The organism is Saccharothrix sp. BKS2 (assembly GCF_047689505.1).
Lineage (GTDB): Bacteria > Actinomycetota > Actinomycetes > Mycobacteriales > Pseudonocardiaceae > Actinosynnema > Actinosynnema lopnurensis.
Genome location: NZ_JAUQOL010000005.1, coordinates 84549 through 106200, shown reverse-complemented (window position 1 = coordinate 106200; position 21652 = coordinate 84549). Strand labels below are relative to the sequence as shown.

15 protein-coding genes and 3 pseudogenes are annotated in these 21652 nt (G+C 69.4%); 12 read left to right on the top strand and 6 right to left on the bottom strand.

What is annotated here, in order from left to right; genetic code table 11:
* Window positions 1–3: 3 nt before the first annotated feature.
* Together dapF and Q5530_RS11630 are read left to right on the top strand one after the other, a co-directional pair.
* Window positions 4–828: a diaminopimelate epimerase gene (gene dapF, locus Q5530_RS11635; RefSeq protein ID WP_415362177.1), complete on the top strand. Its 825-nt coding sequence runs from the start codon at window positions 4–6 to the stop codon at window positions 826–828.
* Window positions 825–1889: a pyridoxal phosphate-dependent aminotransferase gene (locus Q5530_RS11630; RefSeq protein WP_415362176.1), complete on the top strand. Its 1065-nt coding sequence runs from the start codon at window positions 825–827 to the stop codon at window positions 1887–1889. The genes dapF and Q5530_RS11630 overlap by 4 nt, the downstream gene beginning before the upstream one ends.
* On the opposite strand, the gene Q5530_RS11625 is transcribed toward Q5530_RS11630, so the two are convergent.
* Both Q5530_RS11625 and Q5530_RS11620 read right to left on the bottom strand, forming a co-directional pair.
* Entirely contained in the window at window positions 1867–2844 is a 978-nt protein-coding gene (locus Q5530_RS11625) for a DMT family transporter (protein WP_415362175.1), read from the bottom strand. The genes Q5530_RS11630 and Q5530_RS11625 overlap by 23 nt on opposite strands.
* Before the next feature lie 33 nt (window positions 2845–2877).
* A complete protein-coding gene (locus tag Q5530_RS11620; protein ID WP_415362174.1) occupies window positions 2878–3585 on the bottom strand; it encodes a glutamine amidotransferase-related protein in 708 nt (235 codons plus the stop codon).
* A 77-nt stretch (window positions 3586–3662) separates the two neighbouring features.
* Here Q5530_RS11620 and Q5530_RS11615 point away from each other — a divergent pair, with 77 nt between their 5' ends.
* From Q5530_RS11615 to Q5530_RS11600, 4 genes and pseudogenes are all read left to right on the top strand, one after another.
* Complete coding sequence (locus tag Q5530_RS11615; RefSeq protein WP_415362173.1) at window positions 3663–4577, top strand: LysR family transcriptional regulator; 915 nt, start codon at window positions 3663–3665, stop codon at window positions 4575–4577.
* 180 nt (window positions 4578–4757) lie between these two features.
* The gene (locus tag Q5530_RS11610) at window positions 4758–5141 is read left to right on the top strand and encodes a leucine zipper domain-containing protein (protein WP_415362172.1); all 384 of its coding nucleotides are present in this window, start codon (window positions 4758–4760) and stop codon (window positions 5139–5141) included.
* Window positions 5054–6078: pseudogene (locus Q5530_RS11605) on the top strand (transposase). The gene Q5530_RS11610 and the pseudogene Q5530_RS11605 overlap by 88 nt, the downstream one beginning before the upstream one ends.
* A 43-nt stretch (window positions 6079–6121) precedes the next feature.
* Window positions 6122–6610, top strand: a complete 489-nt coding sequence (locus Q5530_RS11600) for a hypothetical protein (protein ID WP_415362171.1) — start codon at window positions 6122–6124, stop codon at window positions 6608–6610.
* A 199-nt stretch (window positions 6611–6809) separates the two neighbouring features.
* On the opposite strand, the gene Q5530_RS11595 is transcribed toward Q5530_RS11600, so the two are convergent.
* From Q5530_RS11595 to Q5530_RS11585, 3 genes are all read right to left on the bottom strand, one after another.
* A protein-coding gene (locus Q5530_RS11595) for an IS5 family transposase (protein ID WP_415362536.1) occupies window positions 6810–7615 on the bottom strand; the annotation gives its coding sequence in 2 pieces (ribosomal slippage) (window positions 6810–7279 and window positions 7279–7615; 807 coding nt in all).
* Between the two features lie 199 nt (window positions 7616–7814).
* Window positions 7815–10016 carry an ATP-binding protein gene (locus Q5530_RS11590; protein ID WP_415362170.1) on the bottom strand — a complete coding sequence of 734 codons (2202 nt, stop codon included), beginning with the start codon at window positions 10014–10016 and terminating at the stop codon, window positions 7815–7817.
* 23 nt (window positions 10017–10039) lie between these two features.
* Complete coding sequence (locus tag Q5530_RS11585; RefSeq protein WP_415362169.1) at window positions 10040–10840, bottom strand: hypothetical protein; 801 nt, start codon at window positions 10838–10840, stop codon at window positions 10040–10042.
* Between the two features lie 450 nt (window positions 10841–11290).
* Between Q5530_RS11585 and Q5530_RS11580 the strand changes: the two genes are divergently transcribed.
* Window positions 11291–13534: an ATP-binding protein gene (locus Q5530_RS11580; protein WP_415362168.1), complete on the top strand. Its 2244-nt coding sequence runs from the start codon at window positions 11291–11293 to the stop codon at window positions 13532–13534.
* Here Q5530_RS11580 and Q5530_RS11575 read toward each other — a convergent pair.
* The gene (locus Q5530_RS11575; RefSeq protein ID WP_415362167.1) at window positions 13493–14593 is read right to left on the bottom strand and encodes a HesA/MoeB/ThiF family protein; all 1101 of its coding nucleotides are present in this window, start codon (window positions 14591–14593) and stop codon (window positions 13493–13495) included. The genes Q5530_RS11580 and Q5530_RS11575 overlap by 42 nt on opposite strands.
* Window positions 14594–14943: 350 nt before the next feature.
* Between Q5530_RS11575 and Q5530_RS11570 the strand changes: the two genes are divergently transcribed.
* From Q5530_RS11570 to Q5530_RS11550, 5 genes and pseudogenes are all read left to right on the top strand, one after another.
* A complete protein-coding gene (locus tag Q5530_RS11570) occupies window positions 14944–16122 on the top strand; it encodes a BTAD domain-containing putative transcriptional regulator (RefSeq protein ID WP_415362166.1) in 1179 nt (392 codons plus the stop codon).
* A gap of 137 nt (window positions 16123–16259) precedes the next feature.
* On the top strand, window positions 16260–18416 hold the full coding sequence (locus Q5530_RS11565) for an ATP-binding protein (protein ID WP_415362165.1): 2157 nt from the start codon (window positions 16260–16262) through the stop codon (window positions 18414–18416).
* 115 nt (window positions 18417–18531) lie between these two features.
* The gene (locus tag Q5530_RS11560) at window positions 18532–20037 is read left to right on the top strand and encodes an ISL3 family transposase (RefSeq protein ID WP_415362535.1); all 1506 of its coding nucleotides are present in this window, start codon (window positions 18532–18534) and stop codon (window positions 20035–20037) included.
* Between the two features lie 140 nt (window positions 20038–20177).
* Window positions 20178–20977, top strand: a pseudogene (locus Q5530_RS11555) (IS5 family transposase).
* A gap of 453 nt (window positions 20978–21430) precedes the next feature.
* Window positions 21431–21649, top strand: a pseudogene (locus Q5530_RS11550) (IS5/IS1182 family transposase); the annotation flags it as partial.
* Between the last annotated feature and the right edge of the window lie 3 nt (window positions 21650–21652).

Below are 21652 nucleotides of genomic sequence, written 5' to 3'. Positions count from 1 at the left end.
CCGGTGGCCGACTTCGCCAAGTACCAGGCGCTGGGCAACGACTACCTGGTGATCGACCCCGCCGAGACCGACCTGCCGGTCACACCCGCGGCCGTGAGGCTGCTGTGCGACCGGCGGTTCGGGGTCGGGGCGGACGGGGTGCTGCGCCTGCCGCACGGGCCGGTCGACGTCGGCAGGCCCGTGGCGCTGCACGCGGTGAACGCCGACGGCAGCGCGTGCGCGCGCAGCGCCAACGGTGTCCGGATGGTCGGCCTGCACCTGGCCCGGCGGCACGCCGGCGTGGACCGCGTCGTGGTGCTCACGCCCGCCGGCGAGTCCGTGGTGGAGGTCCACGACGCGGCGGCGGGGCTCGTCGAGGTCGACCTCGGTCCCGCTCGCGTCGACCCCGCGGGGGAGTTGACCGCGGCGGGCGAGCGGTTCGACGTCAGCGTCGTGGACAACGGCAACCCGCACGCGGTGCTGTTCCTCGACGGGGTGGACGCCGTGCTCGCCCGCGCTTTCGGCGAGGCCGTCGCCGGGCACGAGCGCTTCCCCGACCGGGTCAACGTCGAGTTCACGACGGTGCTCGGGTTCGACGCGCTCAGGATCGAGGTCCACGAGCGCGGCGCGGGCTACACCCCCGCCTCCGGCGCGGGCGCGTGCGCCGCCGCGTCCGCCGCGCACGCCCGGGGGCTGACGGGTCGCCGGGTGCGCGTGGAGATGGCCGGCGGCGTGGTGGAGGTCGCCATCGGCGACGACGGCGCGGTGCGGTTGTGCGGTGAGGTCGAGCAGGTGTGCACGGGTGACGTGTCGCCCGCGCTGAGGAGCAGGCTGGAGGAGGCCGGGTGACCGCGGCGCTCTACCCGATGCGGCAGTGGGCGTTCGAGGACACCCCCGGCCGCTACGAGATCGACCTGGGCAACAGCTACGTCCCGGCCCGCGACCTCGCCGACCTCGGCGTGCCCGCGAGCCTGGTCCTGGGCTACGGCTCCGACACCGGCACGCGCAGGCTGCGCGAGGCCGTCGCGGCGCGTTACGGCGGGAGCGCCGACCCGGACCGCGTGCTGGTCACCCACGGCGCCGCCGAGGCGCTGTACCTGCTGTTCACGACCCTGCTGCGGCCGGGTGACCGCGTGGTGACGTTCCTGCCGGGGTGGCTGCCGTCGGTGGACGTGCCCGTGCACCGGGGGTGCCGGGTGGAGACCGTGGCCCGCACCGAGGACATGGGCGTCGACCTCGACGCGGTGCGCGCCGCCGCGGGCCCGGACCTGCGGCTGGTCTACCTGGACTCGCCGGGCAACCCGGGCGGCAGGCGGGCGACCGACGAGCAGGTCACCGCCCTGGCCGACCTGCTGGCGGAGACCGACGGCTACCTGGTGCTCGACGAGGAGTACCGCATCGACCTGGCGGGTTCCGCGGCCACGCGGCACCCGCGCGTGGTGTCGGTGTCCGGGCTGGCCAAGGTGTACGGGCTGCCGGGCCTGCGGATCGGCTGGCTGCACGGCCCGGCCGACGTGGTGGCCGGGTGCGCCCGGCACAAGCACTACACCTCCATCGCCAACTCCGTGCTGTGCGAGGAGTTGGCGGCCGGGGTGCTGGACCGGCACGAGGAGTTCGCCGCGGCCTACGAGGCCGCCGTCGGACCGGGCCTGGCGGTGGTGGCCGGGTGGGCGGGCCGGCACACCGACCTGGTCCGGGTGGTCCTGCCGGAGGGCACGCCGTTCGCCTGGGCGTCGCCCACCTCCGGCGAGCCGTCGCTGGCGCTGTGCCGGCGCGCCCTCGACGCCGGGGTGCTGCTGATGCCGGGGGAGACCCTCGGCAGCGATCGCGGGTTCCGCCTCGGCTTCGCCCGCGACCCGGCCACCGTCGCCGAGGGCCTGCGCCGGATCACTCCGCTGCTCCGCCCCTGACCGCGCCGCCGGCCGCCGAGGTGCCCACCGGGGGCGCCGCGGCGGCCGGCTCCCGCTTGGGCGGTCGGGTCAGCAGCACGCCGCTGATGATGAGCAGCGCGCCGAGGACCGTGTTCCAGTGCAGCACCTCGTCGAGGAACAGCACGCCGATCAGCGCCGCCCACATCGGCGTCAGGAACGCCACCGTGGACGCCACGGTCGAGCCGACCGCGCGGATCACGTTCAGGTTCCACATGTAGGCGACGCCGGTGCCGATCGTGCCCAGCACGACCATGGCGAGCATCGGCCCGGCGCCCGGCCAGATCGGCAGGCTCGGCGACCCGGTGCTGAACGGTGCCAGCAGGGCCAGCTCCACCGTGGCCAGGCCGATCTGCATCGCGGTCAGCGTCAGCGCCGGCGAGTCCACGTCGGAGAGGTACTTGCGGGTGTAGGTGTAGCCCAGGCCGTAGGAGGCCACCGCGACCAGGCAGGCGATGCTGCCCGCCAGCATCGAGGAGTCCACGCCGTCCCACACGCCGAGCACCACGAGCGCGCCGGTGAACCCGGTGACCAGGCCCGCCAGCCTGCGCGGGGTCGGCTTCTCCGAGGGCAGCATGACCAGCACCCACAGCAGGGTGAACAGCGGGATCATCGCGTTCCACACGCCGGCCTGGAGCGAGCTGATGTCCTGCTCACCGAGGGCGAACAGGACGAACGGCAGCGCGTTGAGCACGGTGCCCACGACCAGCGCGTGCCCCCAGACCTTCGCGCTGCGCGGCACGGCGAGCCGGCGCCCGAGCACCAGCAGCCACAGCACGGCCGCGCCGAAGAAGCAGCGCCAGAACGCCACCCAGGCGGGCGCGATGTCCGCCTCGACGCCGATCTTGATCAGGGCGAAGCCCGAACCCCAGATCAGCGAGCAGAGCAGGAAGTACGGCAGCCACGTCGGGGTCTGCGCACGCGGTTCGGTCGACATGGGCGTCCTCGGGGAAGGGGGAGCGGGCAGGGGTCAGGCGGCCGCGGCGGCGACGGCCGCTTCGGCGAACGCGGTCACGATCGGGTGCGGTGCGACCGGGTCGGCGGTCAGTTCGGGCTGGAACGCCGTGGCGAGGAAGAAGCGGTGCCCCGGCAGCTCGGCGACGCGGGCCACGCCGTCGTCGTCGTGGCCGGTGAGCCGCAGCCCGCCGGCCTCCAGCAGGGGCGCGTAGGCCGGGTCGAGTTCGTGGCCGCTGTGGTGGCGCTCGGTGGTGGAGCCCGCGCCGAGCACCCGCTCGGCCAGCGACCCCGGCCGCAACCGGATGCGGCGCTCGTGACCCGCCAGCGGCTTGGCGGAGGGCACGATCAGGTGCTCGCGCGCGTCCGGCGCGTTCTCCGCGTGCGCGACGCCCGCCAGCCCGCACACCGAGCGCGCGAACTCCAGCACGGCGTGCGAGAACCCGCCGCAGGTCGCCAGGAACGGCAGGTCGCCCTCGCGTGCCGCGCGCACGGCGGCCAGCGCGCCGTCCTGGCTGAGGTAGGGGCTGCCGGGCACCAGCCACACCCCGTCGAAGGCGGCGAGCCCGGACACGTCGGTGGTGGGCGTCCAGTAGGCGTCGACGGCGATGCCCGCCCGTCGCCACAGCGCGTCGAACAGGGTCGCGTAGCGGGAGTGCGCGCGCACGCCGGCGGAACGCTCGCCCACCAGCGCCACCCGCGCGATCCACGGCCCGTCGTCCACGCCGCCATCATCGGCGCGGAGCCGAGTGCAGGTCAATCGATCATCGGGCATGTCCGCATCAGCTACGCTTATCGACCGTGGACACCCGGCTGCTGCGGACGTTCTGCACGATCGCCAGGCTGAGGTCGTTCTCCGCCGCCGCTCGCGAACTGGGCTACACGCAGTCCGCGGTCTCGCAGCACGTCGTCGCCCTGGAGTCGGACCTGGGCACCACCCTGCTGGGGCGCCGCCCGGTCGTCCTCACCGAAGCGGGCGAGCGGCTGCTGGAGCACGCCGCCCCGATCCTCATGCGCCTGGACGCCGCGCGCGCCGACGTGGCCCGCGTCGCCGCCCAACCGACCTCGCGGCTGGCGGTCGGCATCGCCCCCGCCGCGTCCGCCGTCGCGCCCGTCGTGGCCCGCCAGGCGCGACGGGCGGGGGTGCGCGACCTGACCCTGCGCGTCCTGCCGCCCGTCGCCGTGGCCGAGGCGGTCGCCGTGGGCGACGTGGACGTGGGCGTCGTCGCGGCGCCGGCCGTGCGCACCGACCCGCTGAGCCTGCCCGCCGTCAGCTCCCTGCGGGCCACGCCGCTGACCGAGTCCCCGGCCCTGGTCGCGGTGCCCCGGGACCACCCGATCGCGGGCCGGCCCGGCGTCTCCCCGCCCGACCTGGCCGACGCGCGCTGGATCGACGCGCCCGAGGCCCTGGGGAGCCTGGACGAGCTGTGCGCCACCACGGGCCTCCCGCCGCTGCGCGTCGCCGTCCGTTGCACGGGCGTGGACCTCGACACCCTGCGCCGGCTGCTGGTGGCCGGTGAGGGACTGGCCCTCCTGCCCGCCGAGGCGATCACGCCGGACCTGGTGGGCGTGCCCCTGGTCGGGCTCGACCTGGTCTACCGGTCCGAGGTGCTGCACCGACGTGAGGAGGACGGCGTGGTCGCGGCGCTGGTCGCCGCGTTGGTCGCGGCGCCGGAGGTGCCGTCCGCACCGACCGGCCCGCGTCGGCACACCTGATCCGGCCCGCGGGGTTCCGGGAGTCGGCTGTGTCCACGCCGGGCCGTCGTGGAGCGGATTCCCGTCGACTTCGGCGGGGACCCGCTGGTTCGCCGGGCCCGAGGCGGTGGTCTAGGTGTAGTGACTAATGAGGTTGTTGACGGCGTGTCGGGTTGAAGTAGGAGAGGACCTCCGGGCGGAGTGGATGTGTCTGACGCACCCGTTCCGGCACACGGAGGTCCTCGCGTGCACAGTAACGCCCGAACCACGCTGCATGCCCGCAGGTTGATCGTGACCCGCCGCGCGGCCGGGTGGTCGCCCGCGTGCATCGCCGAGCAGCTCGGGATCTCCCGGGCCACCGTGCACAAATGGCTGGCCCGGCACCGCCGTGAGGGTGAGGCGGGCCTGGCCGACCGCTCCTCGCGTCCGCACCGCAGTCCCCGGCGCACCCCGGTCGAGGTCGAGGACCGTGTCCTCGCCGTCCGGCGGGCGGTGCGGTGGGTCCCGTGCACCTGGCCGGACTGCTGGGGCTGCCCGCCTCCACGATCGGGCGGGTGCTGCGCCGCCGCGAGGAGCCCGCCCTGACCTGCGCCGATGCGGTCACCGGTGCGCCGGTGCGCCGCCGCCACACCGGCATCCGCTACGAACGCCCCCACCCCGGCGACCTGCTGCACGTCGATGTCAAGAAGCTCGGGCGGGTGCCCGACGGTGGTGGCTGGCGGGTGCACGGCCGCAGCGAGAAGGTCCGCGGCCGGGGTATCGGCTGCGTGATCAGTGTGCACCATCTCGACCGCGAGCGGTCACTCGGGGCGTTGTCCGGGTTCCGGCGGGAGTTTCACCGGTGTCTGACCCGTCGGGCGGACGGGCTGTTCGAGTTGACTGACGCCGTGTTGTGCGCCGACGGATCGGTGCGGACCCTGGTGGGGTTGTCGCTGGCGCCGGAGCACCGGCGTGGGCACGGCGGCCTGTACGACGCGGTCAACAACGGCCGCATCGAGATCGACCGGTTGCGCACCGCGCTGACCGGGACGCCGTTACCACGGGCGGCCAACGGCCGCTTGGTGCTCGCGGTCGATGTCTCACCGTGGTTGCGACCGGACGGCGCGCGACCTGCCCGGACCGCGCGTTCTGTCACGTCTACGGCCGTGGCAGGGGCGAGCACCGCATGATCCCGGGATGGCCGTACTCGTTCGTGGCCGCGCTGGAGACCGGCGGCACCTCGTGGACCGCGCTGCTGGACGCGATCCGCCTCACGCCCGGCGCCGACCTCGCCGCGGTCACCGTCGCCCAGGTGCGCGGAGTGGTCGAACGACTGATCGTCGCGGGCCAGTGGAAGCAGGGCGACCCGGAGATCCTGGTGGTGTTCGACGCCGGCTACGACGCGCCCCACATCGCGCACCTGTTGGCCGATCTGCCGGTGCGGGTGCTGGGACGGATGCGGTCAGACCGGGTGCTGCGCCGCCCAACCCCACCCCGAGTCCACAACCCCCCTGGGCGGGCGTTTTCCCAAGCACGGGGCTGAGTTCGTCTTCGGCGACCCGGCCACCTAGGGCGCCGAGGACGCGGTGACCCACACCAACACCCGCCTCTACGGCACCGCCACCGCACAAGCCTGGAACCGCCTGCATCCACGCCTGACCCGCCGCAGCGCCTGGATCGACCACAATGGACCGCTACCGATCATCGAGGGCACCATGATCCGCCTGACGGTGGAGCATCTGCCGTCCGGCGGGGTGAACAAACCGGTCTGGCTGTGGTGCTCCGCCGCCGACGCCGGCCCCGCCGAGGTCGACCGCTACTGGCAGATGTTCCTGCGCCGCTTCGACGTCGAGCACACCTTCCGCCTGCTCAAGCAACCCTGGGTTGGACCAGGCCCAAGCTGTGCAGCCCTCAGGCGGCCGACCGCTGGACCTGGCTGGTCCTGGCCGCCCACGCCCAACTACGCCTGGCCCGCCCGTTGGTCGCCGACCTGCGCCACCCCTGGGAACGCCATACCGAACCCACCAAGCTCACCCCGGCCCGCGTCCGGCGCGGGTTCCGCAACCTCCATATGAAAATCGTCCGCCCAGCGGCTGCACCGAAACCGGTCCGCCCCGGACCGGGAGACCATCCGGCTCGAAGAACCGCGTCACCGCACCGCGCTTCGACGTCGGACTCGTCCTGGCCACCGGCCAGACACACACCCGACCAACCCACCACAAGAAAGGCGCCAAACTCCGCCGAACAGGTTAAAAGATAAGCTAAGTGCTGGTCTCACGTGGTTGCTTTGACGAGTTGCTTGAAGCAGGTCAGCGCTGCGGCCAGAGTGGCGAAGGAGCAGTAGTTGACGGCCTTGCGTTCGTAGCGGACGACGAGCCTGCGGTAGCCGAACAACCAGGAGATCGTGCGTTCGACCACCCAGCGGTGGCGGCCGAGTCGTTGTGAGGACTCGATGCCTTTGCGGGCGATGCGTGGGATCGTGCCGCGGTCGCGCAGCCAACGGCGGAGGTGGTCGATGTCGTAGGCCTTGTCCGCGTGCAGCTTCGCGGGCCGGAAGCGGCGCGGACCGCGTCGGGAGCGGATGCGCGGGATCGCCCGGAGCATCGGCTGGAACGCCTGGCTGTCGTGCAGGTTCGCGGCCGAGACGCCGACCGCGAGCGGCAACCCGGTGCAGTCGGTCACGACATGGATCTTCGAGCCGGACTTGCCACGGTCAACCGGGTTCGGCCCGGTCATGTCGCCCCCTTTTTCGCCCGGACCGACGCGCTGTCCAGGATCGCCCGCGACCAGTCCACCAATCCCCGGCCGCCGAGTTCGTCGAGTACCGCCTGGTGCGGTCGCCGCCACAGCGCGGCCTGCGTCCACTGCGTGAACCGACGATGCGCGGTCGGCGCCGACACGCCGAACGACGGCGGCAGATCCCGCCACCTACATCCACTGGTCAGCACGAACACGATCGCGGTGAACACCGCCCGGTCGTCCACCGGAGCCGTCCCACCACCCTGCGGGCGCCGTCTGAACTTGGGAATCAGCGGCTGCACCAGCGCCCATAACTCGTCCGGCACCAACCGCGACGACAACTGATCGACCACGGCACCACATCATCCCAGCACCGTCACCGCCACGTGAGACCGGCTCTAAGATCCACGACTGGAGAAACCCAGCGAGGTGTTCACCGAACTCCTCGAAGCGGATGCTTCCACCGCCTGAACCTGCCGTTCCCTCGTCTCCGCACCAAGGCCCTCCACTAGCCAAAGCTCGGAAACGGGCACTGAGATGTCACGATGAAAATGGCTCAATGGTGGTGCCGAGGTCGTCGAGCTGCTTTTGGACGCGTTCGGCATCGGCGGTGCGGCCCTGCTGTTGATAGAGCGTCAAGGCTTGCCGCCATGCTCGACGAGCCTGGTTGTTTTGACCTAATGCGGAATGGGGATGGCCAAGTCGGTCGAGGATGTCAGAGAGGTGCGCGCTGAAGCTATGAGCTGCGAGAAGTGCAATAGAGCCGTTGTAGTGCTCGATGGCCTCGTGATGGCTACCAGTGCTATATGCGATATACCCCAAACTGTCTAGCGTAGATGCCTCGCCGGTGGCATTTCCGTGCTGTCGGTGCATGGCGAGAGCGGCTAGGCAGTTGGCGCGCGCGGTGTCGAAATCTCTCAAGCGGGCCGCGAACCAGCCAAGGTCATTAAGGGCATTTGCTTCCCTTGTAGGCAGGTTGACGGTGCGATACAACTCGAGCGCGAGTCGGCAGTGTTCCAGTGCTCGATGACCGTCGCCTTGTATTGCCCACACCCAGGCGAGGACGCGCTGGCTATGAGCTTGCTCGGCTCGATCGTCCCGCTGTCGAGCCATGAAGAGAGACTCGTTCAAATGTCGGATGGCTTCGTGGTGTTCACCTACCTGCGCGTTGGCGAATCCGAATCCTCTGTGGGCAAGTATAAGTGCATCAGTGCTGGACAAACGCTCGGCGGCGTTCAATGCTGCTTTCCATGAGGCGTGGTCGTCGAGTATATGACCTCGTCGGAAATGGAGTCCGCTTAGTGTGCAGGCGAACTGCACCACGATATCATTCCACTGGTGGGTAAAGGCGGTGCGCTGGGAAGCTAAAAGGCAAGAATGCTCGGTGTCCATCCAGGTTATCGCCATGGGGTGGTCGACCATCGGATAGTGTTGGATGCCGGGAGCGGGAGGGTTTGGCTGAATTGTCGTACTGTTGGGCTCCAGGATTTGGCTTGCGGTATATGCGGTGTGGAGATAGAAGTCGATGATTCGTCGCAGGGCCGCAAGCTGATCAGTTCGGGGCACACTATTGGCGCGTGTAGCTGCGTAGCTGCGTACTAGGTCGTGCATCGAGTAATGGTCGCCGGGAAGATGGGTGACCAGGGAGACATCGGTCAGAGCTCGCAACATTATGCGAGTTTCCCGTGAGGTTTGTCCGGCGAGAGAGGCGACAGCAGGCAGTGAGGCGTAGAGGCCGGGGGCGATGCCGAGCAATTCGAATAGGGCGCGTTGTTGTTCGGTGAGGTAGCGCAACGACCAAGACAGGACGGTAGGCAAACTGGCGTGCGAGTCGCCTGAGTCGAGGGCATCTAGGCCGAGTTCACGTAGTTCGGCGGCGAGGTCGTGCAGCAGATGAGGATCGGTGCGAATTCGGGCGGCGATCAGGCCGAGGGCGAGGGGGAACCTGCCACACAGGCCGATCAGTTCGGTGATCGAGTGTTCGGTCTCGGGGGTGGTGGGGGTGTTATCGAGGGCGGTCGTGAGCAGTGTGCAAGCCTCGGTGTCGGTGAGGGTGTCGAGGTGAACAGGACGTGCCCCGTGGCGCGCGATGAGGTTATGGAGTCGGTCGCGGCTGGTGATCAAGACGGTGCAGGTATTGCCGCCGGGCAGCAGCGGCAGGACTTGATCGGCGTGGGCGGCGTTGTCGAGTAGGATGAGCAGGCGTCTGCCGTTGGTACGGGTGCGGTAGAGTCCGATTCGGGCTTCAAGCTCGTTGGGCTGGTTATCGCGGTCGATGCCGAGAGCGTCGAGAAAGTCGCCCAGCACGTCGATCGGCGCACGTGGTTCGCCAGGGCTGAAGCCACGCAGGTCGGTGGAGAGTTGCCCGTCGGGGAAGCGGTGCAGGTTCTCGTGAGCCCATATTTGGGCGAGCCAGGTCTTGCCGATGCCGCCGGTGCCGCCGATGGATGAGATCAACGCCGCGCCACCGGTTCGTAATTCGCCGGCCCCGGTGTGAGGATCGGTGATGAGAGCGCGGTCGAGTGCGGCGAGTTGGTCGACGCGGCCGACGAACGCCGTCGGTCGGGGACCGAGCTGCCGCGGGGCGGGTATGCGCGGTAGCGGTGGTGACTGGTGAAGGTGCAGGCCGCCGTGGATCACTCCGACGGAGGTGCTGTTGTCGGTGGCGGTGAGGGCGCCGTGGATCCATGTGACCGTCTGCGTGCCGGCGGGTGGTGCGACGTCGGGCTCGTGCGCCGACACGGTGTGCCCGTTGTCCGTGTCGGCTACCAGGGGTTTTCCGACTCTCCTGCCGGTTGTGCGCCGACTGTGAAGTGGTTGCCGGTGGCGGCGCCGATCGTGATGCCTGACCCGGCTCCATGTACGCCGCCGACGATGGACACGGCACGCGGGCCAGAAGCGCCGGGTGGTACTGCGTCGTCGGTGTCGGGCAGGGGTGAGGCGCGTCCACCCCACTCGGGGGTGGACGACGCGGAATCCGCCGGTCGACGATCGAGACCTGCTGAGTCGGGTCCGTAGGGGCGATCCAGCACGGCGATCCAAGCAAGGTTCCGGATCTCCCCCACTGTCACTTCGACCGGCCGAAACATCGCCGCGTCCAACGTGGCGCAATGTCGCACGACCTCGTCGAACACCACCTGGGACACGATTATTGCCAGCGCACCGGGCCCATCTGCCAGTGCCTGCTGCAGTGGCGGCGCGCCAACCATCCGGATCGCGCTGGTCAGTGACGTGGAGGTGACGCCGCCTTCGTCGAAGGCCACTTCACCCACGTGCACCGCCAGCCGCAGCCGTGCCCTGGCGGCGTCGGTGCTGTTGGTGTTGTGCCTGTGCACCGTCCGCGCCAACGCTTCCGGCAGCGCCTCAACCAGCGGCGCCCTCGGGTACTTTGGCGGGATCAGCAGGAGCAGGCCGTCGCTGCGGTCTTCGTGGTGGCAGGCTTCCCAAGGCACTCCGGCCGCCGCCAACGCCTCTCCAACCACCGCGTACAGGCCCCTGCGAGTGTCGAGTTGCTGAGGCAACGTCCGGTTGGGGGCGCTGGAACCCTCCACGTCGAGCAGGACCATCGTGCAGTGGACCGCGTGCCGACTCGTACCCGCCATGTCGACCCCCCAGGGCAGAACTGCGTGGTGCGCCGAATGAACCTCCGTTCTACCGACGGGTGCGGGTGAATTCCGTGCTACTTGACGCATCAACCGCTCATTAGGCTGTACGAGTCCACCCGATTGGCGGGTATGCGACCACTCCGGTCCGCTGTTCGGCGGTGATCGTCGGTCACCGGATGCGCTCGGTGTGCATCGGTGTGTGCCCGGTCGCCGACGGTGTCGTGAATGGCAGCGACGTCGGCTTTCTCGCGCGTCGGTCACTCCTCTGGGCGTACGCCGCAACTCGATCGGTTCGGATCGGCAGTAGTAACGCAGCCACGGGTCGACAACTGGTGTGCGGTCCGGGTCCTCCACTTCCTCCTGTCGTCGATCGTGGCGCGATCGACGACAGGAGGCCAGAGGGTGTCGCGGGTGGGTGAGCCGACCGGGTGGACTGCCGTCGATGCGGTGGTGTCTCGGTTCCGGTTGTGGGATTTATGGTGGGTGACGGACGGGGTGGGTGTGTCGAACTCATTGGCGGGAACTGCCGTGGTGGGTGCTGTGGTACAGGCAGGCAACATCGGGCAGGTAGTGCTGCCGACGTCGCGGGTTCCGGTACCTCGGCAATTGCCAGCTGGCGTCCGGGATTTCACCGGCAGGGCTGGCGAGCTCGCGGCGGTGGACAGCGCGCTGGGCGGGTCGTTGGATGAGCCAAGTGGCCCGTCGGTGGTGGTGTTGGAGGGGATGGGTGGGGTCGGGAAGACGTCGTTGGCGGTGCGGTGGGCGCGAGGTGCCGAGTCGCGATTTCCCGACGGGACGCTGTTCGCCGATCTGAGGGGTTACGGGCCGAGTGCGCCGTTGGTTTCGTCGGCGGTGTTGGCGGGTTTTCTTCAGGGGTTGGGAACTTCGGCGGAAGCTGTGCCCGCAGCTGAGGAGGCGCAGGTCGGGTTGTACCGGTCGTTGACGGCGTCGCGGCGGGTGTTGGTGGTGTTGGACAACGCTGTGTCGGCGGACCAGGTGAGGCCGTTGCTGCCTGCGGGGTCGGGGTGTGTGACGGTGGTGACCGGGCGTGCGGCGTTGACGGGGCTGGCGGTCTCCGACGGTGCGGTACGGCTGCCGGTTGGCGTGCTGCCCGTTGAGGACGCGGTGTCGTTGGTGGAGGGCGTGATCGGTGAGGAGCGTGCTCGGGCGGAGCCGGAGGCGGTCGCGTCGTTGGTGTCGCTGTGCGGCGGGTTGCCGTTGGCGTTGAGGGTGGCGGCGTGTCGGATCGCGGGGCGTCGGCACGGCAGTGTGGCGGGGTTGGTGACCGGGATCGCCGAGGAGAGGGGCAGGGTGGAGGGGTTGAGCGTGTCGGGGGACGATTCGACCGCGGTGCGGGCGGTGTTCGACGCGTCGTATGCGCGGTTGTCACCGGAGCAGGCTCGCCTGTTCCGGTTGCTGGGCCTGCATCCCACGGTGGAACTGGGCGAGGGTGCGGCGGCGGCCTTGTCGGACTGGCCGTTGTCGCGGGTCCGCTGGCTGCTGGAGGACTTGGTCGATCTGAACCTGGTGGAGCAGGTCGGGGTGGGACGATATCGGCTGCACGACCTGGCGTACGCCTACGCGGCCGGACGGGCGGACGCCGACGATTCCGGGCCGGACCGTCGACAGGCCGTGACGCGAGTGGTCGGCTGGTACGCCACGGTCGCCGATGAGGCGGACCGGGTGGCTTTTCCGGGGGATTCGCCGTTGGCATTGCGAGGGTCTGCGCGTGGTGTTCCGGAGTTCGACCGACCAGGGGCGCTGGAGTGGTTGACCGCGGAGTTGACGACGATGCTGACGGCGTTGCGGACAGCGCACGGGGAGGGGTTGTGGAGTGAGGCGGTGTTGCTGGCGGGGGCGTGCCGGTTCGTGACCGCCAGGCCCAGGTCGTTGTGGCCGTTGCGGCTTGAGGCGGAGGCGCTGGGGCTGTCCGCCGCCCGCGAGGCGGGGGATCAGGCATCCGAGTTGTCGTTGTTGATCCGCCGCGGCAATACTCGTCGCCAGCTGGAGCGGTGGGCGGAAGCGGAGGCGGACTTCACTCTGGTGCTGAAGTCCGCCGGTGATGCGGGCGACGACCGGGTCCGGCGGTTGGATGCGTTGTGCGGTCTTGGTTATCTGCATCGCACCCATCATCAGTACGAGCAGGCGCTTGCCTGCTACACCGAGGCGCTGCCCCTGGCTCAAGAGACCGGGGCGATGCGTACGGAGGCAGTGGTGGAAGCCAACCTTGGCGCGATCCTCACTTTCTCAGGACAACCGGTGGAGGGGTTGGCGCATCTGGAACGCGAGTTGGTGCTGCGCCACGCCGCCGACCCCCCAAACGTCGCCTACGCGCTGCACGGGATGGCGGTAGCCCGGCAACATCTGGGCGAGCACGACCGTGTGTTGGAGCTGTGCGGACAGGCATTGCCGCTGTGCGAGCAGTCGGGCGGGATGGAGTATCTGATCGCGCCGTTGTACGAGGCGGCAGCCACCTCGCACGAGCACCTCGGGCAACCAGCGCAGGCCCGGCAGAAGCTGGTTGAGGCTGTGCGGGTGCTGACCGAGCTGGGTGATCCGCGGGTGGAGGAGGTACTGCTCCGACTTCACGCGTTGGAAGCCGGAGCAGCGGGATCAGACCAGTCCGTGACAGGCGGGGCAGTCGGCCCTGGGTGAGTCCAACCCGACGGTGTGGCCGCGTAGGGTCACGAGGTTTACTCCGTACTCCCGGTTGACCGGTAGGGCGGGTGCCCCGGTGATCAGGCTGATCACGGCGTGCGCCGCCAGCTGTCCGGTGATGCCAGCGGTGACCGCGTTCGCCGCGTGGGGCCCTTGCTGCCCACGGGCCGGTGCCCAGCCGGTCAGGGGCGGCAACGTGGCGTCACGCTCCAACCGGGCGGCGCGTCCGCAATCAGAGCATGGCCCGCTACCTGGCCGGTAAAGCCCTACATGGACCTGTGGACCGTGGTAGCCGCTGTGCACCCATACTGTCCCCGTGGCGAGGCAGGCCCGGTTGGTCCACGACCGGATGTCGCCCGGAGTGTCTGCCGCCAGCAGCAGCACATCACACCCGGCCGCGAGGCTCCACAGTGTGTCCGGTCGGTCGATCACGCCGTGCTGGCCGGTGATCGATACCTGCGAGTTGTGCTTCCGCAGTTGCTCGACAGCGACCTCCACCTTCGACCGACCCAGGTCCTGCTCGGTGTAGAGGAGTTGGCGGTTGAGGTTGGACAACTCCACCACGTCCCCGTCGACGCAGTGCACCTGACCCACACCGGAGGCGGCCAACGCCCACGCCGCGGCGGCACCCACGCCACCGAGCCCGACGACAGTGACCCTAGACTGGTGCAACAGCAGCTGCGCGTCCCATGCACCGCGATCGGGTGTGCGGTCCATCCACCGCAGCAGCATTGCTCCCCGGTCGTACCGACCCCACTTCGCTTCGATCACCCGCTCGGGTGGCGGTGCGGCGGTGTCGTAGACGTACCCTGCCCTGATGAGGTCGTCCACAGCCTCCCGCGCCTCGGCGTGAGACAGCCGGGGGAAGCGGTGGACCAGGTCGGCGAGCACCTGGTCCACCGTGCGCGTGCCGTCGAGGATGTTGAGCAACGCCCACACCCACCCCTCCGGGTCTCCGATCTCGGCGGCGATACCCATGATGTCGCCGCCGATCCTGATCCGGTCCTCGCCGTAGCGGACGGGCCGGTGCTCGAACTTGATCCGTGGACGAAACATCAACACCCTCCGCTATCAGTTACCGGACTCCCCTCCATTGCTGAACGACTCCTGCCAGACCACTTCCTCGAACTCGATCACAACCGCCACCTCCCTCCTGATCCCAGGGCGTCGGCACCGAGCCGAAAACGTTGCCCACATGCCGATCCCGTGCAGCGTGGCTGCATGATGTGAGGCCAACCCGGTAGGTGATCGCCGCAGCTGTCGATGACGTCCATGACGTTGGTCTCCGTTTCGCCCCGCTTTCCTGCCTTGAGGCTGGAACCAGCATCGGCCACCGCACGCGACGGGTCCCCGGACGACGTCCGTGATACCGGGGCGGACATCGCTACCCCATTTGGGTAGGAGTCGTGTCCGCCGTGGTGTCCGCAGTTGTCGGACACCACTGGGATGAACAGACGCCCAAAACCGCCACGCATCGTCAACCACTGCTGCCCCGTCCGGGTGGATTCGCGTTACGGACGAGTGCAGCGTGGTCGCATCGGCTGGACGTCGGCGCGGCTCTCGCCAGACTGCGCCTTCAAGAAGGGCTACAGCCGGGGGGACGGGTGGAAATTCGGGTACTGGGCAACGTCGAGATCCATAAGGGCCACAACGTCGTCACCCTGACCGGGTCGGCGCAACGATGCATGCTGGGTCTGCTGGCCCTCGACGTCGGCCGGCCGGTCACCGTCACGACCCTGATCGACCGCACCTGGCGCGATGAGGGCCGCGAGGAACCCGATCCCACAACCCTCACCCGTTACTTCACCCGCATCCGCGACGCCATCGAACGAGCGGGTGGTGACCGCGCCTGGTTACGCCACGATCCCGGCGTCCACGCCTACATCCTCGACGTCGACCCCGACACAGTCGACTACCACCGGTTCCTCCGCGAGACCCGAGCCGCGGGCGAGCACCACGACCCTGACCGCCTCCACGACGCGCTCGGGCTGTGGCGCGGGACCCCACTGGAGAACGTGCACCAACGGTGGGTGGACACCTTCCGCCACCACGCCCACGCACACCGCCGCACCGCTCTGGCCACCCTGTGGCAACTATTACTCGAACAAGGCCGACACCACGAAATCCCACCCCAGCTCGGTCCCTTGGAAGCCGACATCGTCCACGACGAACGACTCCTGCTCCTGGGCGCCGAAGCGCTGGCCCGCACCGGACAACACGTTGCCATCGCCGCCTGGGCCGACCGCATCGCCACCGGAATGCGCGACCTCAGCGGCGGCACCGGACTCTCCGCCACCACCCAGAACCACCTACACCACCTCGTCACCTACCCGCCCGGTCCCACCACACCAACCCCGCACAACACCACACCTACAGGACCCGACCACGAATCCGACGACCTCGGTGCGCCGCGAAGCGCCCCCGGAGCCGGGAATCGCGACCGAGTGGGGGATCGCAGCACGACCATCTACGGTGGGGTCAACGGAGCGACAGGGGGAATCACCATCGGCGCCGCCACCGGCGACCACCTCACCGTCAACCAACCAGCAGCCCCACCACCACCGGAGTCCGAGAGCCCTCGGTAGCCGACACAGACGGCGGGCACGCTGCGTCGGCGCCCAACCCGGCCTCCCAGAACGACACGACCCCGGCTCATGAGACCGCAGCGACGACGAGCATCCACGGTGGGCTTGTCGCCACCGACTACGGCGCCGCTGTCGGCGTGGTGCACGGCAACGTACACCTGCATCCGCCATCACCGCGCCCGGCGCGGGTGGTGCCGCGGCAACTGCCCGCCGCACCGGGACTGTTCACCGGCCGGACCGTGGAACTGGCCCGGTTGGACCGCGCCCTCACCCACACCGCCCTACCGGAGGGACTGGGCACCGACGCGCGGGAACCGACTACCACAACCGTACCCGCTGGTCCGGTGGGTACGGGGGCGACGATGCTGGTCTCGGCGATCGGCGGGGCCGGGGGCATTGGCAAGACCTGGCTTGCCCTGGCCTGGGCGCATCGGAACTTGGAGCGCTTTCCGGACGGACAGCTGTTCGTCGACCTGCACGGCTTCAGCCCCGTTGACGACCCGGTGGAGCCAGCGGCGGCGGTGCGCGGGTTCCTCGACGCCCTGCAGGTCGACCCCGGCCGCATCCCGACCGACCTCGATACCCAAGCCGCGCTGTACCGCAGCATGGTCGCGGGCAGGCGGATGCTGATCGTGCTGGACAACGCCGCCACCATCGAGCAGGTCGTGCCGTTGTTGCCCGGCTCGCCGACCTGCACCGTGTTGGTCACCGGTCGCCAAAGGCTGGCGTCGCTGATCGACCGGCACGGCGCCCGCCACCTATCCCTGGACGTCCTGTCCCGCGAAGAGGCCCACGCCCTGTTGACAGATCGCCTGGACGCTGACCGCGTCGCCTCCGCGCCCGAATTGGTGGACGAACTGGTGATGCTGTGCGGGGGTCACCCGCTCGCGTTGTCGATCATCGCCCGTACCGCCGACATCCGCCCTACCGTCCCACTAACCGAAATCGCCGCCGAGTTGCGCCAACTCGGGCTGGAGGCGTTCGATCACGACACTGAGCCCGCCGCCAGCCTGCCCACCGTGCTCTCCTGGTCCCTGCGCTATCTCACGGAGGACCAACGCACCATGTTCGCCCTGCTCGGGATCACTCCCGGTCCCGATACCACTCCGCCCGCCACCGCCGCCCTCACCGGTCTGTCCCCGGCCCGCACGCGCCGGGCACTGGCGGCACTGGAAAACGCCTCACTGATCGACCGCTCGCCCGGCGGCCGGTACGCAATGCACGACCTGGTCCGCGCCTACGCCGCAAACACCGCCCGCGCCACCCTGCCCGATGACGTGCGAGAGGCGGCCCTGGTTCGGGTGGTGGACTTCCACCTGCACACCGCCCACACCGCCAGCCGCCACCTGGACCCCCACGGCACGCTCCTACCACCCGACCCGCCCGCTTCCGGGGTCCACCCGCACCCGCTGCCCGACACCGCGGCCGCGCTCGCCTGGCTACAGGCCGAGCACACCACTCTGCTGGCGACCCAGCGCATTGCCACCGCCCTCGGCCGCCACCATGCGGTCTGGCACCTCGCCTGGAACCTGGACACCTTCCACCACCGTGGGCACTTGCGAGACGCGCTCGCCGTGTGGCAGGCGGCCTTGGACGCCGCTGAACACCTACCCGAATCCGCTACCCGCAGCCGCACCCACCGGATCCTCGGCTATGTCTGTTCCCGGCTGGGTCTACACGAGCAGGCCACCGGACACCTGAACCATGCCCTCGACCTGGCCGTACGTCACCACGACTTCATCCAACAGGCCCATACGCACCAGCAGTTTGCGATCGTTTGGGAGCTATGGGGCGACGATCGACGGGCTCTTGGCCACGCCCAACACGCCCTCGACCTTTATCGCAGCTTTAACCAGCCGGTGTGGGAAGCCGACGCGCTCAACGCGGTGGGCTGGTACGCCGCGCGCCTGGGCGAGTTCGATACCGCCCGCGGCCACTGCCACGCCGCTCTCGTCCTGCACCGGCACCACCACGACCTCGTAGGCGAGTCGCATACCCTGGACAGCCTCGGCTACATCGCCCACCACACCGGTGACCACCACCAGGCCCTCGACCTCTACGACCAAGCCCTCAGTCTGCGCCGCACCCTCGGCCATGCCTACGAGGTTGCGAACACCCTCGATAACGTCGGCCATCCTCATGCCGCCCTAGGAGATCAGGAACAGGCCCGCATGGCGTGGGAGGGGGCACTGGCGCTGTACCGGGACCAAGGCCGCGACACCGACGCCGAACGCGTCCAACAGCAACTCGACAATCTCGACCACTCCACCAGCGCCAACCCTGACAGCGGCTGAGCGGCGCGACTTGGGTCTGTCCAGTTGTCGGCTCTGGCCCGTAGTCGGTGGTGACGCCAAGTAATCAAGCGTGATCATGATCTTTGTGATGGATGTCGGTTCCCTTGTAGGGGCGGTGTTTGCCGGGTTGTCGGCGTTGGTCGTCGAGGAGGTGAAGGACAGCGGCGGCATGCTGGTGCTCACGGCCCGTACTCGGGATGCGGCCGTACCGTGTCCGGTGTGCGGGACCGCGACGGCGAAGGTGCACGGGTATCACCACCGGGCAGTGAAGGACGTGCCGGTCGACGGCCGCCAGGTCGTTGTGCACCTGCGCGCCCGGCGGCTGGTCCGCGCGGCTCGGGGTTGCCTGCGGCAGACCTTCCGAGAACAGGTTCCCGGGCTGTTGGAGCGCCACCAGCGTCGCACGGTGCGGCTTGTCCGGCAGATATCCCATGTGGCCCACGAATTATGTGGCCGGGCGGCCGCAAGGCTGGCCGGACTTCTCGCCGTGCCGGTGTCCCGCAGCACCGCGTTGCGCCGTCTGCGGCGCCTGCCGCTGCCCGAGCTGACGGTCACGCGGGTGATCGGCGTGGACGACTTCGCCCTGCGCCGCCGCCACCGCTACGCCACGATCGTCATCGACGCCGAGACCGGCCGCCGTGTCGCGGTCCTGCCCGGCCGCGACGCAACCGTCCTGGAGACCTGGTTGCGCGAGCATCCCGGCGTCGAGGTCGTGTGCCGGGACGGCTCGGCCACCTACGCCGAAGCGATCCGCCGCGCCCTGCCCGACGCGGTGCAGGTCAGCGATCGCTGGCATTTGTGGCGCAACCTCTGCGACAAGGTCCTGCTCGAAGTCCGCGCGCACACCGGATGCTGGGCCACCATCAACCCGCCCCGCCCCGGCGGGGTTCACGAGCAGACCATCCGTGAGCGCTGGAAGAAGGTTCACGACCTGCTGGGCCGGGGCGTCGGCCTGCTCGACTGCTCCCGCCGGCTCGGCGTGGCGCTGAACACGGTCAAACGCTACGCCCGCATGCCCGAACCCCAGGCGCTGCGCATCGCCCCCACCTACCGCCCGAACCTGGTCGACCCCTACCGCGACCATCTGCGCGCCCGCCGCGCCGCCGACCCCGCTGTCCCGGTCACCCGCCTCCTCGCCGAGATCCGGGAGCTGGGCTACACCGGCAGCGCCAACCTGCTGGTCCGCTACCTCAACCAGGGCCGCGCCGAAGGCGACCGCCCCGTCACCACCTCCCGCCACGCAAGCAGCCTCCTGCTCACCAAACCCGACAACCTGCGCCCGAAGGACACGGAGTTGCTGGAGAAGATCACCGCGGCCTGCCCGGAGATGACCGCACTCGCCAACCTGATACGCGGCTTCGCCGCCCTGCTGACACCCGCCGCGGGCAACGACGCGAAACTCACCGAATGGATCGCGACGGCCCGCGCCGCCGACCTGCCGCACCTTCGCAGTCTCACCAACGGCCTCGAGATCGACCGGTCCGCAGTGGACGCCGCCCTCACCCTGCCCTACCACAACGGCCGCACCGAAGGCGTCAACACCCGCACCAAAAGGATCATGAGACAGATGCACGGACGCGCCGGATTCGACCTCCTCCGCCACCGCATCCTCCTACCCTGACCGATACACAGCGTCACCACCGACTACGGGCCAGAGCCCAGTTGTCGGTGTAACTGGTCCTAGCAAAATGATCAACGTACTGGTGTTGAGTGCATCTGATGTGGATCATCTTCGGTCGTGGGGAGGGGTGAGTCGCCGCCGTGGATCGTTCCCGGACGATTCTGTGGGAGCGGATCGAGCCGTTGTTGCCGGTGGTGCCGCGCAGGCCCCGCAACCCGGGCCGCAAGCGGGTGCCGGACCGGCTGTGCCTGTAGGGGATCCTGTTCGTGCTGCACACCGGCATCCAGTGGGAGTTCCTGCCGCAGGAGTTGGGCTTCGGCTCTGGGATGACCTGTTGGCGGCGGCTGCGTGACTGGAACGAGGCCGGGGTGTGGTCCCGGTTGCACGAGGTGCTGCTCGCGGAGTTGCACTCGGCGGGGCGGTTGGACTGGGATCGCGGCGTCATCGACTCCTCGCACGTCCGTGCCGCGCGTCGTGGCCCAAAAGCGGTCCGAGCCCGGTCGACCGCGCCCGGCCGGGCTCCAGGCACCACGTCCTGACCGACGGCGGCGGCATCCCGCTCGCCACTCTGCTCACCGGCGGCAACCGCAACGACGTCGTCGGCCTGGAACCGCTGCTGGACGCGGTGCCGAACGTGCGCGGACGACGATGCTGTCCGCGTCGACGCCCGAAGACGTTCTACGCCGACCGCGGCTACGACCACGACAAGTACCGCCGACGCCTGCGCGCCAGGGAAATCACCCCCAGGATCGCCCGCAGAGGCGAACCCCACGGCTCCGGCCTGGGCACCGTCAGGTGGGTGGTAGAGCGCACGATCGCCTGGTACCACGGCATGAAACGCCTGCGTATCCGCTGGGAACGCCGCGACGACATCCACGAAGCCCTCCTCGGCCTCGCCACCTGCATCATCTGCTACCGCCACGTCCGACAATTTTATTAGGACCAGTAAACGAGGGGCAACGGTTATCCTGCGGATATTCGGACCTGTGCCGTGACGGTATCGTGTGGAGCTCTCTTCGGCGGGCGTATGGCTGATGCGGAAGACTGACGCTGAGCAGAATGTCGACGAACCCGTCGGCCCGGAAACACGGCATGTGGGCCCGGCGTCGGCGGCGGAGTGGTTGCCGCTGTCGAACGCGGAGAACGCAGTGAACCCGACGCCGGGTACGGCCCGTTCGCGCCGGTGCCACCGATATGTCCCGGGATCTGCCCCACCTCCGGCTGCCACAGCGCCCACGGCTCAGACAGCGGCGCCAAGTATGCCTCCGTCGTCTTCGTCGAACTCCTGGTGGACGTCTCCGGGCTTGAGCAGGAACGGGCTCGTCGGAGGATGGGTCTTCACCCGACTCGGCGATGATCAGTTGGTCGTCGGTGTCGGGCCTGTGCGCAGCTCGGAAAGCACCAGCGCCATGGAATGAACGTCCAAGTCCTCGCCACGGTGGACCTCCCGTGCCGGGCGGACAATGCCTATCGAGGTGTCGGCGGCCCCTTGCGCGTTCTGTGCCGCGGCAAGTGGCACACCCCCTCGCCAGGACAGCAGGCGATCAACCGCTCACACGCCCACATCCGCGCCCTCGGCGAACGAGCCGTGTCGATCCTCAGGACCTGGCGGCGT